Genomic DNA, 15,602 nt, shown 5'->3' with positions numbered 1-15,602 from the left:
CGAAGCCGATCAGACCCAACTTCTTGAGCAACAGCGCGTGCTCGCCCGCTTCGGCGAGTCTGCGCTCGCCTTGGAAAATCTGGACCAGATTCTCACCGAGGCGTGCCGGCTCGTCGGCACTGCGCTCGGCACCGAACTTGCCAAGGTGGTCGAGGTGCAGGCGGACGGGCACACGCTCCTGGTGCGCGCCGGCATCGGCTGGCGGCCTGGCGTCGTCGGCCATACGCGGACGGAGCTGGACGACCCCGCCCCCGAAGGCCTGGCCCTCCGCACCAAGGGCCCGATCGTCTCGCCCGATCTCGACCGGGAGGAGCGCTTCGGCGTGCCTCCCTTCGTCGCCGAGCACGGCGTGCGCGCCACCGTCTGCGTCCCGATCATCGGCGCCGACGGCCAGCCTCCCTACGGCGTGCTGCAGGTGGATGCCCGCGAGCCCCGGCCCTTCGGCGAGGCCGAGGTCGACTTCCTGCGCACCTACGCCAACATGCTGGCCTCGGCCGTCACCCGGCTGCGCGCGAATACGGAGCTGCGCCGCCGCGCGGAGGACAATGAGCGGCTGCTGCGCGAGCTGCAGCACCGGGTGAAGAACAACCTGCAGGTCATGGTGGGCTTGGTCGAGGTGCAGGCGCGCCGGGCGCATGCGGCCTCGGCCAAGGCCGCCCTGCGGGCCGTCGCCCGCCGCATCGAGGCGCTGCGCCTGCTTCACGACAAGCTGCATCTGGCGGGCGAGGTGGACCGGCTGGACCTCGGCGACTATCTCGGCCAGCTCGCGGGCGGGCTGCTGCGCTTCCACGAGGGCGAGGCGGCGCGGATCGCCCTGATCCTGGAGGTCGACCGGGGGATCGTCACCACGCCCGACGCCGCGGCGCCGCTCGGCCTCGTGGTGAACGAGTTCGTCACCAACAGCCTCAAGCATGCTTTCGGCAACGGGCCGGGGTCGGTCGGCATCCGGCTCGGGCCCGATGCCGGCCGCGTCGGGCTGGAGCTGTGGGACGATGGCCGCGGGCTGACCGCGGGGGCGACGTCGGTCGGGCAGGACACCACCGGCACCGGCATGCGGATGATCGGGAACCTTGCCCGCCAGCTCGGCGCGGTGCCGGTCTGGGGCGCCGGCCCGGGCGGCCGCGGCACGCGGCTGGCGCTCACCTTCTACCGGCCGGCCTCCCCGCGCCTCGGCGGGGACTGAGCAGCGCCTCAGGCCGCCGCCACCTCCACCCGGTTCCGTCCCCGCTCCTTTGCCGCATAGACCGCAGAATCGGCCCGCCGCATCAGCCCATCGAGCGTGCGGTCCGCCGGCCCCGCCTCGGCCGCGCCGAAGCTGGCGCTCAGCCAGGACTCGCCATCGTCCCAGGGCATGTCGCGGATGGCAGCCCGCAGCCGCTCCGCCACCTGCGCCGCCTCGGCGAGGCCAGCCCCCGGCAGCAGAACGGCGAATTCCTCGCCCCCCATGCGGAAGAGGAGCGGCGCCTCGCGCAGCACGGCCTTGCAGGCGCGCACGACGCCGCGCAACGCCGCGTCCCCCGCCTCGTGGCCGGCGCGGTCGTTCAGCGCCTTGAAGTGATCGAGGTCGAAGAGGACCATGGAGAAGGCCTCCCCCCGCTGCCGCGCCCGGTAGAGCGCCGCGCCGCCCGCATGGTCGAAATGCCGCCGGTTGCCGGCACCGGTCAGCGGGTCGGTCAGCGCCTCGCGCGCTAGGGTCTCGGTCCGCGCCATGCTGCGCGCGAGCGTGCCCCGCGTCTCCGCCAGCCGCGCCCGTGCCTCGCGCCCCTCGCTGGTGAGCGCGATCAGCGTCAGCGCATCCATGGCGAAGAGCACCGTCATCAGCCCGACCGATTGCAGCGGGTTGGCGACGCCATGCCCCTGGAACGGCCCTTCGCCCATCACCGTGCCGACCGTCGCCGTGATGCAGATCGCCGTCAGCAGCGTGTAGGCCGCCCGCAGCGAGATCCGCAGCGTGATCCAGGACAGCGGCACGGTCAGCAGGAAGACGGCATCCGGCCGCACCAGCAGCCCGGCCCCCGGCACGGCGAAGAGCGCCGCCGCCCCCAGCACCGTCGCCGCCAGCACGAGGTGATCGACCACCCCCGGCCCCCTGTCCACCGGCGCCGCCCGCCGCTCCGCCCCGAGCCAGAGCAGCAGGGCGGGCGCGAAGAAGAAGGTCCCGCCGCTGTCGCACAGCCACCAGGCGGAGAAGACGGCATAAGCCTGCCCCGCCGTCATCGACCCTGCCAGCGACAGCGCCAGCGTCCCGACCGTCGCCGTCACCGCCGCATGCAGCAGCACGCCGCCCAGGATGAAGCCGAGCACGCCGATGAAGCGGGTGAACAGCCCGGTCTGCGGCCGCATCGCCCGGGTCAGCGCCACGCCCGCCCAGGGCCCGAGCGTGTTCCCCGCCGAGATGGCGAGGGTCAGCCAGGGCCCGCTGCCGAAGAACAGCCCGTTGACCAGGCAGGAGCCGAGGAAGATGCCCGGCAGCAGGCCCGCCCCGCCGACCATGGCGGCGACGCAGGCGATGCCGGAGGGCAGCCATATCGGCGCCGGGAACAGCCCGTAGGCCCCGAAAAACCGCCCCACCACCACGCCGAGCCCGGCATAGAGGAGCGCGACGACGAGATTCCCGACCACCCACCGCGCGGCCCCGCCGCGGGCCAGCCAGGGCAACATCCAGGGATTGGCAGGCGCCTGCGCCTCGGCCGGGAGGCCGTAGTCGGGAGCCGCAGCAGACTGAGCCAGTGACATCAACGCTGCCGCATTTCCCAGGTTCACGCGGGCGTGAATCTAAGCCAAATGCCGCTCCCGCTCAAGCAATTGGCATCGCGCCCCTCAGCCCGGCCGCACCAGCACGTGCCGCTTCCGCCCGAGCGAGAGCTTCGCCGCCCCGTCCCGCAGGTCCCCGGCCGTGACCTCGCGCGCGGGATCGTCGACGGGGGCATCGTTCAGCCGCACCCCGGCCTGGGCGATGAGCCGCCGCGCCTCGCCCTTGCTCTTCACCAACTCGGCCGCCAGCAGCAGGTCGAGCAGGCCCGCCGGCAGCGCGGCCGTGACGGAGGGCAGCGTTTCCGCCGCCTCGCCCTGCTCGAAGGCGCGCCGCGCCGTCTCCGCCGCCGCCTCCGCCGCCTCGCGCCCATGCAGCAGCGCGCAGGCCTCCGTCGCCAGCACCTTCTTCGCCTCGTTCACCTCCGAGCCCGCGAGCGCACCCAGCCGCCGCACCTCCGCCATCGGCAGCTCGGTGAAGAGGGCGAGGAAGCGGCCAACATCCGCATCCTCGGTGTTCCGCCAGAATTGCCAGTAGTCGTAGGGCGAAACCCGCTCCGCGTTCAGCCAGACGGCCCCCGCCGCCGTTTTCCCCATCTTGGCGCCCGAAGCGGTGGTGAGCAGGGGCGTCGTCACGCCGAAGGCTTCGGCACCATCCATCCGCCGGCACAGCTCCACCCCCATGACGATGTTGCCCCACTGGTCGGAGCCGCCCATCTGCACGGTGATGCCGTGGCGCCGCCTGAGCTCGGCGAAGTCGTAGCTTTGCAGCAGCATGTAGTTGAATTCGAGGAAGGAGAGGTTCTGCTCGCGGTCCAGCCGCAGCCGCACGCTGTCCATGGTCAGCATGCGGTTGACGCTGAAATGCCGGCCCACGTCGCGCAGGAAGGGGATGTAGCGCAGCTTGTCCAGCCACTCGGCGTTGTCGAGCATGATCGCATCCGACACGCCCTCGCCGAAGCGGAGGAACTTGTCGAATACCTTGCGGATACCGGCCTTGTTGCGCTCGATCGCCGCATCGTCGAGCAGCGGCCGCGCTTCGTCGCGGAAGGAGGGGTCGCCCACCTTGGTCGTCCCGCCGCCCATCAGCACCACCGGCCGGTGGCCCGAGCGCTGCATCAGCCGCAGCAGCATGATCTGCATCAGGCTGCCGACATGCAGGCTGTCCGCCGTGCAGTCGAAGCCGATATAGCCCGAGACCACCCCCTCCCGCAGCCGGGCCGAGAGCGCCTCGGCGTCGGTCACCTGATGGATGTAGCCGCGCTCCTGCGCCTGGCGGAGGAAGTCGCTGTCCGGGCCGGTCATGGGGCTGTGCGTCACATTCGGGTCTTGTGGAGGGGGCCGCCCCCGTAGCACACGATCCGGATGCTGAGAACGATCGGGCTGATGAGCGGCACCTCCCTCGACGGCGTGGATGCCGCCTGGGTCGAGACGGATGGCGAGGCGATCGGCCGCATCGGCCCGACGGTCACGCTGCCCTACGAGCCGGGCTTGCGCCGCGACCTCCGCCGCCTGCTCGACCTCGCCCCGACCTTGGCGCCTGACGACCCCTTCCTCGCCGATTGCGTCCGCCGCCTCACCGATCGCCACGCCGACGCCGTCGCCCGCATCCGGGAACTGGCCTGGGAGAGCTTCCGCGAGGGGGCGGACCTCATCGGCTTCCACGGCCAGACCATCCTGCACCGCCCGCCGCCCATCCGCCCCGGCCGCAATGCCGCGATGGCGGCCGAGGCGCTGCCGCGCGAGCCGGGCTTCACCTGGCAGGTGGGCGATGCGGCGCTGCTGGCGCGGCTGAGCAATCTGCCAGTCGCCTACGACTTCCGCTCGGCCGATGTGGCGGCCGGCGGGCAGGGGGCGCCGCTGGTGCCCGTCGTCCATGCGGCGATGGCGGCGGCCCTCCCCAAGCCGCTCGCCGTGCTGAACCTCGGCGGCGTCGGCAACGTCACCTGGATCGGCGAAGGGGATGAGCTGATCGCCTTCGATACCGGTCCTGCCAACGGCCCGCTCGACGACTGGGCGCGGAAATCCACCGGCCGCGACTACGACAAGGACGGTCACCTGGCGCTCGCCGGGGAGCCCGACGCCGCCGTGCTCGGCCGCCTGATGGCTCACCCCTACCTGGAAGCCCCGCCGCCGAAGTCGCTCGACCGGCTCGACTTCAGCCGCGCCTTGCAGGAGGCGGGCGCCGACCGCCTCACGCCCCAGGACGGGGCGGCGACGCTGGCGACCTTCTGCGCGCTGTGCGTCGCGGCGGCCGGGCGGCACTTCCCGGCGCCGCCGCTGCAATGGCTGGTCGGGGGCGGCGGGCGGCGGAACCCGGCGATCATGCGGGCGCTGGCCGGCGCCCTCGAAGCCCCCGTCCGCCCCGTCGAGGTTGCCGGCTGGAACGGCGATGCGCTGGAGGCGCAGGCCTTCGGCGTGCTCGCGGCGCGAGTGCGGCGCGGGTTGCCGATCACCTTCCCCGGCACGACGGGGGTGGCGGAGGCGATGACGGGGGGGCGCGTGGTCGCGCCATAGACATCATCCGGGCGACCTGAAGCCCATTTCACGGTAACGCCGGGGCGGCCGCTTCGACCCCAGATGGACCTTGGAATTTGAACGAAAGCGGCCGGAAGGTTTCGTGCCTCCCCAAGGAATTATTGGATGAACCATGTCCTTGCTTTCAGCGTGATGGCATTGATTTGGGGTCTGACTTGGCTCCCAATGAAAATGGCTTCCGAGGCTGTGCCGCCGATTTTCCTCGCCACGGTGCGATTCTTCATGGCGGGGATTTTATTTTTTGTATTTATTAAAATACGTGGTTTGCCGCTGAGAACACCGGTTTTTGGCCGTGTCATCGTAGCATCACTTCTCATCACGACAGGCTGCTACGGACTTCTGTTCTGGGGGGTGGCGTATGCGCCCAGTGGTTTGTCGGCGATCGTGAACCTGGCGCTGATGCCGATATTTCTCGCGCTCATCGGGTTCGTCTACCGGCAGGAACACATTACCGGGCGCCGGGCTTGTGCCATTGGGCTCGGTGCCGTCGGCCTCGTGCTCCTGTTCTCCAGCCGTACCGGGGCGGCACAGAACAGTGCCTCAGCAGCGTTCGGCCTTGCGGCGGTGGCGCTGGGCACGGCCAGCTACGCTTGGGGCTCGATCGTCAGCCGGCCGCTCATGCAGTCCATGCCGCCCATCGTCCTCGCATTCTGGGAGACGACCATCGGCGCGGTCGGTCTTCTGCCCGTGTCCCTCCTTGTGGAAGGCTACGACCCGGACCGCTTCGCCGCCCTTGCGGATGAGCGGGCACTGATCGGCCTTGGGGTGCTGGTCCTTGGTGGCTCGCTCGGCGCGTTTTCCATCTACCTCTGGCTGGTACGGGAATGGGGTGCCTTCCGCGCCGGGCTCTATGCTTTCGTCAGCCCTGTGATCGCGGTCGCCGTCGGCGTTGTTTTCGCCCACGAGCCCTTTGGCTGGACGGAAGCGGCGGGCATGGGGATCATGTTGGCGGCCACTGCGCTGTCGCTCGCCTCTCCCAAAAGTGTGGTTGCGCGCTGAGCCATCCCAACGCGGATGCAGAACGGGTGGTCCGCTCCCACCCAGTGCGGACGGTCCGCAGGCGCCGCGAAGCCGGCCCTTTCCCCGTCCTGGGCCTCGACCCATTCGGGCCGCCCTAACCTCCCACCCGCCCCCTCAGCTGCTGCTCCCGCATGAAGATGAACAACCCCGCCCCCACGATCACCGCCGCCCCCGCCAGCGTCAGCGGCCCGACCATCTCCCCGAAGAACAGGTACCCGAACAGCATCCCCCACAGGATCAGCGTGTACTGGTAGGGCACCACCGCGGAGGCCGGCGCCATCCGCAGCGCCTGATTCACGCAGAGATTGCCGCTCAGTGAGCCGAGGCCGAGGCAAAGCATCAGCGCGAGGTCGAGCGCCCCGGGCGGCGTCCAGCCCTGCATCAGCACCAGCACGGCGCCGAAGAGCAGCGCGGCGACGAGTTGCGCCGTCATCAGCACCGTCCCCGGCGTGCCCGCCAGCTTGCGCGTGGCGACCATGAAGCAGGCGTAGCTGAAGCTGCCCACCAGCGCGCAGACGGCCCCGGCCGAGAAGGAGCCGGGCGAGGGGCCGAGCGCCAGCACCACCCCGCCGAACCCCACCGCGACCGCCGTCCAGCGCCGCCAGCCCACCCGCTCGCCGAGCAGGAAGGGCGACAGCGCCGTCACGTAGATCGGCCCGGCCATGTAGTAGGTCATGACCTCCGCCAGCGGCAGCTCCGTCAGCGCCCAGAAGAAGAGCGAGCCCTCGAGCGTAGAGAAGGCCACGCGCAGCAGCTGCAGGCCGGGCCGCGGCGGCCGCAGGAAGGGCTCGGGGCCGGTGCGCCAGATGAAGGGCGCCATGAAGCAGAGCCCGGCGATGCTCCGCACCAGGAAGAGCTGCCCCACCGTATAGGCGCCGACCAGCCATTTCCCGAGCGTGTCGTTGACGGCGAAGAGCAGCACGCCGAGCAGCATCATGGCGATGCCGCCCGTGGCGCGCGCGGTATCGGCCCCGGTTTGTGGAGCTGCGGTTCTGGCGATGATCCACCCCTCGCGGCCCGCTCTTCCCGGCTTGGATGGGCCGCGCCGCACCAGTAGCCATGCGCTGGCGGGTTGCAAAGCCCGTGGCGGGTGCGGGCCGCCCATCCTGGCTCCCTCCTACGTTCCGGCGGCGCCGATGGAGGCCGGGTTTCGAGGGTGCGCTGCCGCTCAGGCCGCCTGCAGGCCGCGCACCGTGGAGTCGAGGGCCGCGCGCAGCTCGGTCCCGCCGGCATCGAGGTCCACCGCCGTCGCCTCAAGCGGACGGGCGGCCTCCGCGGTCGCGGACATGGCGGCGCTGGCGCGGGCCACGGCGGCCGAGGCATGGGCGGTGCTCGTGGCGACGCGGGCGGCGGCGTCGGCGATCTCGTGGATTGTCGAGCCCTGCTCCTCGACCGCGGCGGCGATGGTGGCGGCCACCTTGTCGAGGTCGCCGACGACGGCGACGATGCCGCCGATCGCCTGCACCGCGCCTGCCGTGGCGTCCTGGATGCCGGCGACCTGCTGGCCGATCTTGTCGGTTGCGCGGGCGGTCTGCTGGGCCAGGGCCTTCACCTCGTTCGCCACCACGGCGAAGCCCTTGCCCGCCTCGCCGGCCCGCGCTGCCTCGATCGTGGCGTTCAGTGCCAGCAGGTTGGTCTGGCCGGCGATGTCGCTGATTAGGCGCAGCACCGTGCCGATGCGCTGGGCGCCGTCGCTCAGGCCGGTCACGATGGCATCCGTCGCGCGCGCTTGCGACGAGGCCTGGCCGGCGACGCGCGCCGCCTCGGCGACCTGCCGCGTCACCTCGGCGACCGATGCGGCCAGCTCCTCGGCCGCCGCGGCCACGGTCTGGACGCCGGCCGAGGCCTCCTGCGTGGCGCCGGCGGCCGTCTCCGCGTCGAGGCAGCCCTCGCGCGCCGCGCGGCCGAGCTGCTCGGAGGCGGAGCCCAGCTGCCTCGCCGCGGCGGAGACATGGCCGGCGACGCCGCCGATGCGCTGCTCCACCTCGACGGCCAGCTGCCGCCGCGCCTCCCGTGCGGCGGCGGCGAGCCCCTGCTCCTGCTGCCGGCGGCGCTCGCCCTCGGCCGCCTCGGCGGAGCGGGCGGCCTCGGCCTCGGCCAGGGCGGCGGCCGCCGCCGCCGCGGCGCGCTCCAGCTCGTGGATCAGCAACAGCAGGGCGGCCGCCTCCGCCACCAGGATCACGGCATGCAGGGTGACACGCCCGAGCGTGCCGGACTCGCCGAAGACGACAACCGGGGCGATCTCGTTGAGGACGGTGTGGTGGAGCGCGACCGTCAGCGTGGCCAGCACGATGGCGCGGCGGTCCACCAGCCCGGCCAGCACGGCGAGGGCCGCGAAGTAGAGCATGTGCAGATCGAGACGCGTCTCGAGCGGGGACAGCCAGACCAGGACCGAGACCTGCACCATCAGCGCCACCGCGACGGTCTGCCGGGCGGTGGGTTTGGTCGCGCCGCCACGGGCTGCCGCCAGTGCCGTGAAGGCCGCCGCGGCCGAGAGCGCGGTGCCCGACAGGCATTCGGCCATGCCATGGCCCGAGAGCCAGCCGATGAGCGGCGCCAGGGCGGGCATCGTGCCGATGACGGCCAGCAGCGTATGCGCGATGCGGCGACGCAGCAGGTCGAGAGTCATGGTGGTCCTTGGGCTTCTGCGGGGATCGGGGGGCGTCAGGGGCGGGCGCCGCAGGGCATGCCGCCGGGCAGGTGCAGGGCGGCCCAGGCGCCGGCCGGCCGGCGCAACGTGCCGGTGGCCGCCGCGGCGGTGTCCGGTGCGGCCAGGACGAGGGCGAAGGGGCCGGCGGAGGCGACCCCGATCAAGTCCCAGCCCGGCTCCGCCAGCACGGCCAGCAGGGCGTCCGTGGCGGCGAGGCCGGGCGGGAACAGCAGCGCTACGGGCCGGCCGGGCTTCGGCCAAGCCTGCAGCAGGGCAAGCGCGAGGGTGGCGCCGACCAGCAAGGCGGCCGCGCCACCCTGGATGCCTGGCACTGCAAGCGAGGTCGTGGATGCGCTCATGCCGGCAGCCTTGCATGCCGCCCATAAGATTCGGTTAAGCGGCGAGGCGCCCCGCCCGCCGCCGGGGCCAGCCGGGGGTCAGCCGCCGCCCGCCTTCGCCTCCTCCTTCAGCCAGGGCCACCGCGCCTGCGCCACCGGGCTGTCCGCCGCATAGGCGAGGCAGCTCCCGAGCATCGCCGGCCGGCGCCGCTCGACCGCGCCGCCCTCGGCCATGATCCGGGCCGTCTCCTCGCGCTCGCGCCTGGCCCGGATCGGGTAGAGCGTTTGGAAGGCGACGGTCGCCATCTGCCCCAGCACCTCCCGCAGATGGGTGCAGCCCTCGACGCCGCCGACCCGCTCCTGCACCGCCCGGTTGAAGCCCGGCCCGATGCGCAGCCCCGCCAGCCGGGCGAAATTCGGCGCCGCCTGCGGGCAGACCGCATAGGGCGTGAAGTCCGAGGAAGCCTCGCAGGCGACGATCTCCATGTCCTCCCGCACCGTCAGCCGCAGCCACATCCCGTGCAGCGCCTCGCCCGGCTCGATCGTGCCGCGGTCGTCGTTGACGAAGGGGTAGGACTTCGTGTCGACCAGATGCGCCTCGATGTCGAACAGCCCGTCCTCCCGCCGGTAGCCGCGGATGTCGATGGCGCGCCGGTGCAGCGGCTCGCGCGGGGCAGGGGAGGAGAGGGGCATCGGGGCCAATTCCATTGTGCAGCGCGGCATCATGCCATGAACCGGCCGGGGCGGAAAACCTAGCCAGCTAAGGAAAGCCCCTGCCGCCCCCTTGCCCCGCCGCCGCCGCGCAGTCCAAAACACCCCCCATTCCGGAGCCCCCGCTTGCCCGCCACCCCGCCCCGCCACCGCCGATGAGCAGCACCCTCCGCTTCGCCATCGGCAGCGTCGTCATCGCCGCCCTGGTGCTGGCGCTGAAGCTCGGCGCCTGGGCGCTGACCGGCAGCGTCGCCCTGCTGGCCGACGCGCTGGAAAGCGTGGTGAACGTCGCCGCCGCCGCCGCCGCCCTCATCGCCGTCCATTACGCGGCGATGCCGGCCGACGCCAACCACCCCTACGGCCACACCAAGGCGGAATACTTCTCCGCCGTGCTCGAGGGCGCGCTGATCGTCATCGCCGCCGTCGCCATCCTGAACGAGGCCTGGGGCGCCTGGCGCAGCCCGGTGGCGCCGGAGCAGCCTGGCCCTGGCCTCGCCATCTCGGCGCTGGCCACCGCGATCAATGCCGGCTGGGCCAGCCTGCTCTTCCGCCAGGGCCGCCGCTCCCGCTCGCCCGCGCTGCTCGCCGACGCCCGCCACCTGGTCACCGATGTGGTCACCTCCCTCGGCGTGCTCGCCGGCGTCACCCTGGTCGCCCTCACCGGCCGCCTCTGGCTCGACCCGCTGCTCGCCGCGCTCACCGCGCTCAACATCCTCTGGTCCGGCGGCAGGCTGGTGCGCGAGAGCGTCGGCGGGCTGATGGACGAGGCGGTGGAGCCCGGCCTGCTCGCCCGCATCCGCGGCGCCGTCTCGACCCATGCCGAGGGCGCGATCGAGGCGCACGCCCTCCGCCCCCGCCATGCCGGCCGCCTTACCTTCATCGAATTTCACCTGGTCGTGCCGGGGACGATGACGGTCGACGCGGCGCATGCCATCTGCGACCGCATCGAGGCGGCGTTGAAGGCGGAGATCGAGGGCGCCACCATCACCATCCATGTCGAGCCGGAGGGCAAGGCGAAGCATCACGGCGTCCTCGTGCTGTGACCCTGGACGGGTCCCCGCTCGGCCGCGCCGCCGCCGCCTCCCTCACGCTCCATGCCGCGGCGCTGGCCGCGATGCTCCTCCTCCTTAACCGCCCGAAGCAGCCCGGCCCGCACGCCGAGCAATCGGTCGAGGTCGTCTGGCAGGAGCAGACCGGCACGACCGAAGGCGAGCCGGCGCCCCCCGATGCCCCCACCCAGCCGGAGCCGCCCCCGCCACCTCCGCCGGCCGCCCCCGCTCCGCCGCCGCCGAGCCTCGCCCCGCCGCCCCCGCCGCTCGCCGCGCTCCTGCCGCCCCCCGCGGCGCCGGATGCCGTCCCCCTGCCGCCCCCGCCACCCGAGGACCGCCCGCCGTCCACGGCCCTGCCGGCCCCGCCCGCACCCCCCGCGCCGCAGCCCGAGCCTGAGCCCGAGCCCGAGCCGGAGCCGGAGCCACTGCCCATCCCGCCACCTGAGCCGCCGCCCCCTCCGCTGCCCCAGCCGCGCCCCCGCACCGCCCCCGCGCGCCCGGCCCCCGCCGCCCAGGCCGCCGCGCCATCCCCCGCCCCGCCGCCCGCCGGCCCGGCGAGCCAGCAGCCGCTGACCACCGGCGCCGCCCCCGCCCTCGGTGCCATCACGCCTCCCGGCCTCGCCGAGGGCATCCGCAACCCCACGCCCGACTATCCCGACGAAGCCCGCCAGCGCGGCCAACAGGGCGTCGTCGGCCTCGTCATCCGCGTCACCCCGAACGGCACCGTCGAGGAGGTCGAGGTCCTCGCCAGCTCCGGCTTCCCCGCCCTTGACGAGTCGGCGAAGCGCGCCGTCCGCCGCTGGCGCTTCCGCCCGGCCATGCGCGACGGCATCCCCATATCGGGCAATATCCGCACCTCCATCCATTTCCAGCTGAACCGGTAGAAGGACGCCCCATGGTCAGGCTCGACGTCATCACCACCCGCGGCGGCGATGCCGGCGAGACCTCGCTCGGCGACGGCACCCGGCTGCGCAAGGATTCGCTCCGCATCGAGGCGATCGGCACGGTGGACGAGACCAATGCCGTGCTCGGCCTGCTCCGCCTGCATACTGCTAACGATGCGGAGGCCGACCCCATCCTTGCCCGCATCCAGAACGACCTGTTCGACCTCGGCGCCGATCTCTGCGTGCCCGGCGAGGCGGGCGAGCGCCTCCGCCTCGCCGCCGCCCAGACTGCCCGGCTGGAGGCGGAGGCGGCGGCGCTCAACGCCCCCCTCCCGCCGCTTCGGAGCTTCGTCCTGCCCGGCGGCACCCCCGGCGCCGCGGCGGCGCATCTCGCCCGCACCGTCGCCCGGCGCGCCGAGCGCGTCACCGTCGCCCTCGCCGCGGCGGAAGCCGTGAACCCGGAGGCGATCCGCTACCTCAACCGCCTTTCCGACCTGCTCTTCATCCTCTCCCGCCGCCTCAACGGCAACGGCGCCGGCGACGTGCTCTGGACGCCCGGCGCCACGCGGTAAAGGTCGAGGCTCGGCGTTGGGTGCTTGTGACGTCGTGGCCGCTCCTCGCCGACAGCGGACCGTCCGCGTCCAGGTCAGGAGGCGGAGAAGCGGATGCCTGGGCAGGCTCCGCCCCGGCACGCCGACCCAACTGGACCTCCCGGGCAGCTCAGAACATGCCGTTCGGGTTGGCCGACTGTTCGGACACAATTTGCAGCACGTCCCAGTGCTCGACGATTTTACCCGCCTCATCGAGCCTGAAGATGTCGATGCCCGCATAATCGTTGTTGCCGGGCCAGTGCTGGAAGCAATGCAGCACGACAAGGTTGCCTTCGGCGACCGAGCGCTTGACCTCCACCCTCTTGCCCGGCCACTCGCGTGCCATGCGCTCGAAATAGTCGATGAAGCCTGCCTTGCCGGTAGGGACGTGAGGATTGTGCTGGATGTAGTCGTCGCCCGCGTAGCGCGCGATGGCCTCACGCGGCCGGCAGTCGTTGAACATCAACTCGTAGAAGGCGATCACATTCGCCTTGTTGCGCTCGAGCTCGGCCATGCCCATCGCCCTGAAGCTCCAACTTGCCGGCGATCAACCAGGAATGCGGGCGATGACCTTGATCTCGAAGTCGAACCCCGCGAGCCAGTTGACGCCGACCGCCGTCCAGTTCGGATAAGGCGCCTCCGTGAACACCTCGCCCTTCACCATCATGACCGTGCTGAACTGAGTCTCGGGATCGGTATGGAAGGTCGTCACGTCAACGATGTCATCGAACCCGCAGCCACCCGCCTGGAGGGTCGCCTTGAGATTGGCGAATGCCAGCCGGACCTGGGCCGCGAAATCCGGCTCAGGCGAGCCATCGTCGCGGCTGCCGACCTGGCCGGACACGAACAGCAGGTCACCTGACCTGATCGCTGCTGAGTAGGCCTGTGACGTGTAGAGGTCATGCCGGCCGGCGGGGAAAACGGCATCACGCCCGGTCATGTGGATTTCTCCCGTTGCGGTCCGCTGAAAAGCGGCGATGGCGGATCATTGTCTGCTTGTGCGACCGCAAGCAAATCCATTTGATGTCCGTTGCGGGCGCGAAGCCGCCGGCCCTGGGGCATGGCGCCCTCGGTCGCTGTCCCATTCGAGCGGCCGAGGAGCCGGAACACGTCCTGTGTTCAGGCGCTTCTGGCAGCGTCGATCATGACCGAGCGCCATATCTGGGCAGGCAGGCCACCACCCGACACGCCGACCATCGGTTTGCTGTCGCTGTTTCCCAGCCACACGCCCGCCACGTACCGTTCGGTGAAACCGACGAACCAAGCATCGCGGCTGGCGGTCGTTGTTCCGGTCTTCCCTGCCGCCCAGAAACCCGGGTCAGCGGCGCTCCCGGTGCCCCGCTGCACGACACCCGAAAGCATTTGCCGCATCAACTCGGCATGCCGAGGCTCCATGGCCTGCCTGACGTCCGATCGTGCCGGGCGCACCCGCACCAGTGTTTCGGCGCCTGCTGGATCCTGGACCCGCTGTACTGCATAGGGCACGACCATCCTGCCGTAATTGGCCACGCAGGCGAAAGCCGCCGTGAGATCGACCAGCCTCGCCTCATAGGTCCCAAGCGCCAGGTCGCCGGCCTCGCCTTTGGGATCGCTTCCCACATTCAGCGCCTCGATGAGCTCTCTGACTGCGCTGGTGTTCTGCATGGCAAGCCGAACGGCAGCCGTGTTGGAAGACTTCTCCAAGGCCGCGGCCAGCGAGATGTCGCCGAGATACCTGTCGTCGAAGTTCCTGACGGGGCGTCCACCGAGCGTCAGGGCAGCATCGCTGACCTTCGTATCGGGCGTGCTGCCTTCCTGCAGTGCAGCGAGATAAACGAAAAGCTTGGCTACGGAACCTGGCTGCCGTCTGGCCTGGGTGGCGTGATCCCATTCCTTCTGCTTGTAGTCACGCCCGCCGACCAAGGCCACCACCGCGCCATCATACCGCATGACAACCACGGCGCCTTCCTCGATCTGCCGTGCCCGGGCGTGTTGACGAAGGGCTTGCTCCAGGTGCCTCTCGGCGGCTGCCTGGATCTTCAGGTCCAATGTGGTTGTGACGGTTCTCGTGCCGCGTCGCGCGGATGGCGCGGAGTTCGCATTGGCTTCGTTCTCGGCCCAACGGGCGAACCAGCCGATCTGCGTGCTTCGGGGGTAGAATCCCCCCCATGCCGATTTCGGGGCCGCTATCGTGACGTTTTGCGCCTTGGCACGATCTGCGGCAGATCGGGTGAGGTAGTCGGCGTCAACCATCTGCTCGATCACCCGGAAGCCCCGGTCGCGCGACAGCTGGAAATTCCGATGGGGGTTGAACCGGTTGGGTGCGGGGAGCAGCCCAACCATCATGGCCGACTCCAATATGCTGAGGTTGCGCGCGTACTTGTTGAAGTAAACCCGGGCGGCCGCTTCAATTCCATACGCGCCGCCGCCAAAGAAGACCCTGTTGAAATAAACGAACAGGATGTCCTCCTTGCTCAGGTTGAGCTCCAGGATCGGCGCAAGCACCGGTTCTTCCAGCAGCTTCCGTACGATCGGGCTATGTTCCTTGAGGTAGATCTCCTTGATGGTCTGCTGGGTCAGCGTGCTGCCGCCCTGGGTGCGCCCCGTGAGCGTGGACCACACCGCGCGTGCCATCGCCCTCGGATCCAGCCCCCAGTGTTCGTAGAAGCGGCGATCCTCACTGGCCACCAGCGCGCCGATCAGATGCTGGGGGAGCCGGGCGAAGGGGACGGGTGGACCGTAATACGCTCCGCGCGCGCCAATGAACTCACCCTCCGCGCTGAGAACCCGCACCCCGTCCTCGCGGTTGTCGGCGATCAGCTGGTTGGCATCGATGAGTTCCAGCGCCCTGGCATCGTGCGGAGCCGCGGCCGCCAGGCCCAGCAGCGCGAGGAATTGCCTCCGGTCCAGGGTGCTTTCAGTTGACGTGGGCACTGCCGGGTTATGCCTCCTGGCCCGGTGGGATGGGCTCGGCGACAACCAACAACATGCAGTCTGCCGGCGGCAGGCGCCATTTCGGCGGCTGAGCGCTTCGTGATGCCGGTAACGGTGGATCGAGGTCGGCTTTCAAGCGTCAGCGACGCCCGGGATCG

General features: G+C 71.2%; 14 protein-coding genes and 1 pseudogene. 6 read left to right on the top strand and 9 right to left on the bottom strand.

Annotated features, from left to right (window positions below; genetic code table 11):
• Positions 1 to 37 precede the first annotated feature (37 nt).
• The gene (locus LH62_RS02420; RefSeq protein ID WP_160299765.1) at positions 38 to 1,183 is read left to right on the top strand and encodes a sensor histidine kinase; all 1,146 of its coding nucleotides are present in this window, start codon (positions 38 to 40) and stop codon (positions 1,181 to 1,183) included.
• Between the two features lie 8 nt (positions 1,184 to 1,191).
• On the opposite strand, the gene LH62_RS27985 is transcribed toward LH62_RS02420, so the two are convergent.
• Both LH62_RS27985 and tyrS read right to left on the bottom strand, forming a co-directional pair.
• A complete protein-coding gene (locus tag LH62_RS27985) occupies positions 1,192 to 2,736 on the bottom strand; it encodes a diguanylate cyclase (RefSeq protein WP_052213626.1) in 1,545 nt (514 codons plus the stop codon).
• 84 nt (positions 2,737 to 2,820) lie between these two features.
• Positions 2,821 to 4,056 (bottom strand): tyrosine--tRNA ligase, encoded by a 1,236-nt coding sequence (tyrS, locus tag LH62_RS02410; protein ID WP_043359002.1) that lies wholly within the window; start codon positions 4,054 to 4,056, stop codon positions 2,821 to 2,823.
• A 63-nt stretch (positions 4,057 to 4,119) separates the two neighbouring features.
• Between tyrS and LH62_RS02405 the strand changes: the two genes are divergently transcribed.
• A complete protein-coding gene (locus tag LH62_RS02405) occupies positions 4,120 to 5,268 on the top strand; it encodes an anhydro-N-acetylmuramic acid kinase (RefSeq protein WP_144404631.1) in 1,149 nt (382 codons plus the stop codon).
• A 126-nt stretch (positions 5,269 to 5,394) separates the two neighbouring features.
• Positions 5,395 to 6,288: a DMT family transporter gene (locus tag LH62_RS02400; RefSeq protein ID WP_043358998.1), complete on the top strand. Its 894-nt coding sequence runs from the start codon at positions 5,395 to 5,397 to the stop codon at positions 6,286 to 6,288.
• Between the two features lie 115 nt (positions 6,289 to 6,403).
• On the opposite strand, the gene LH62_RS02395 is transcribed toward LH62_RS02400, so the two are convergent.
• From LH62_RS02395 to LH62_RS02380, 4 genes and pseudogenes are all read right to left on the bottom strand, one after another.
• Positions 6,404 to 7,246 (bottom strand): DMT family transporter, encoded by an 843-nt coding sequence (locus LH62_RS02395; protein ID WP_201445410.1) that lies wholly within the window; start codon positions 7,244 to 7,246, stop codon positions 6,404 to 6,406.
• Positions 7,247 to 7,477: 231 nt separating this feature from the next.
• Positions 7,478 to 7,966, bottom strand: a pseudogene (locus tag LH62_RS32845) (methyl-accepting chemotaxis protein); the annotation flags it as partial.
• Between the two features lie 1,007 nt (positions 7,967 to 8,973).
• The gene (locus LH62_RS02385; RefSeq protein ID WP_043358994.1) at positions 8,974 to 9,318 is read right to left on the bottom strand and encodes a hypothetical protein; all 345 of its coding nucleotides are present in this window, start codon (positions 9,316 to 9,318) and stop codon (positions 8,974 to 8,976) included.
• A gap of 78 nt (positions 9,319 to 9,396) precedes the next feature.
• Entirely contained in the window at positions 9,397 to 9,990 is a 594-nt protein-coding gene (locus LH62_RS02380; protein WP_043365023.1) for a DUF2889 domain-containing protein, read from the bottom strand.
• 173 nt (positions 9,991 to 10,163) lie between these two features.
• Here LH62_RS02380 and LH62_RS02375 point away from each other — a divergent pair, with 173 nt between their 5' ends.
• The 3 genes from LH62_RS02375 to LH62_RS02365 are packed head-to-tail and all read left to right on the top strand — an operon-like array spanning position 10,164 to position 12,513.
• Complete coding sequence (locus LH62_RS02375; protein WP_043358993.1) at positions 10,164 to 11,051, top strand: cation diffusion facilitator family transporter; 888 nt, start codon at positions 10,164 to 10,166, stop codon at positions 11,049 to 11,051.
• A complete protein-coding gene (locus LH62_RS02370) occupies positions 11,048 to 11,941 on the top strand; it encodes an energy transducer TonB (RefSeq protein WP_052213625.1) in 894 nt (297 codons plus the stop codon). Before LH62_RS02375 ends, LH62_RS02370 begins: the two co-directional genes overlap by 4 nt.
• Before the next feature lie 11 nt (positions 11,942 to 11,952).
• Positions 11,953 to 12,513 carry a cob(I)yrinic acid a,c-diamide adenosyltransferase gene (locus LH62_RS02365; protein WP_043358992.1) on the top strand — a complete coding sequence of 187 codons (561 nt, stop codon included), beginning with the start codon at positions 11,953 to 11,955 and terminating at the stop codon, positions 12,511 to 12,513.
• A gap of 148 nt (positions 12,514 to 12,661) precedes the next feature.
• Here LH62_RS02365 and LH62_RS02360 read toward each other — a convergent pair whose 3' ends face one another.
• The 3 genes from LH62_RS02360 to LH62_RS02350 form a co-directional block, all read right to left on the bottom strand.
• A complete protein-coding gene (locus LH62_RS02360) occupies positions 12,662 to 13,045 on the bottom strand; it encodes a nuclear transport factor 2 family protein (protein WP_043365021.1) in 384 nt (127 codons plus the stop codon).
• 33 nt (positions 13,046 to 13,078) lie between these two features.
• Positions 13,079 to 13,471, bottom strand: a complete 393-nt coding sequence (locus LH62_RS02355; RefSeq protein ID WP_043358989.1) for a RidA family protein — start codon at positions 13,469 to 13,471, stop codon at positions 13,079 to 13,081.
• A gap of 179 nt (positions 13,472 to 13,650) precedes the next feature.
• Positions 13,651 to 15,444, bottom strand: a complete 1,794-nt coding sequence (locus tag LH62_RS02350) for a transglycosylase domain-containing protein (RefSeq protein ID WP_052213624.1) — start codon at positions 15,442 to 15,444, stop codon at positions 13,651 to 13,653.
• Positions 15,445 to 15,602 lie beyond the last annotated feature (158 nt).

Source organism: Belnapia sp. F-4-1 (genome assembly GCF_000802185.1).
GTDB lineage: Bacteria > Pseudomonadota > Alphaproteobacteria > Acetobacterales > Acetobacteraceae > Belnapia.
The sequence above is the reverse complement of the archived record's forward strand: the minus strand, read 5'-3'. Positions and strand labels throughout refer to the sequence as shown.

Excerpts from the sequence above, each read along its gene's own strand:
- LH62_RS02385 (WP_043358994.1), bottom strand. The coding sequence starts at position 9,318 with ATGAGCGCATCCACGACCTCGCTTGCAGTGCCAGGCATCCAGGGTGGC.
- LH62_RS02380 (WP_043365023.1), bottom strand. The coding sequence starts at position 9,990 with ATGCCCCTCTCCTCCCCTGCCCCGCGCGAGCCGCTGCACCGGCGCGCC.
- tyrS (WP_043359002.1), bottom strand. The coding sequence starts at position 4,056 with ATGACCGGCCCGGACAGCGACTTCCTCCGCCAGGCGCAGGAGCGCGGC.
- LH62_RS27985 (WP_052213626.1), bottom strand. The coding sequence starts at position 2,736 with ATGTCACTGGCTCAGTCTGCTGCGGCTCCCGACTACGGCCTCCCGGCC.
- LH62_RS02360 (WP_043365021.1), bottom strand. The coding sequence starts at position 13,045 with ATGGCCGAGCTCGAGCGCAACAAGGCGAATGTGATCGCCTTCTACGAG.
- LH62_RS02365 (WP_043358992.1), top strand. The coding sequence starts at position 11,953 with ATGGTCAGGCTCGACGTCATCACCACCCGCGGCGGCGATGCCGGCGAG.
- LH62_RS02375 (WP_043358993.1), top strand. The coding sequence starts at position 10,164 with ATGAGCAGCACCCTCCGCTTCGCCATCGGCAGCGTCGTCATCGCCGCC.
- LH62_RS02400 (WP_043358998.1), top strand. The coding sequence starts at position 5,395 with ATGAACCATGTCCTTGCTTTCAGCGTGATGGCATTGATTTGGGGTCTG.
- LH62_RS02395 (WP_201445410.1), bottom strand. The coding sequence starts at position 7,246 with ATGATGCTGCTCGGCGTGCTGCTCTTCGCCGTCAACGACACGCTCGGG.
- LH62_RS02355 (WP_043358989.1), bottom strand. The coding sequence starts at position 13,471 with ATGACCGGGCGTGATGCCGTTTTCCCCGCCGGCCGGCATGACCTCTAC.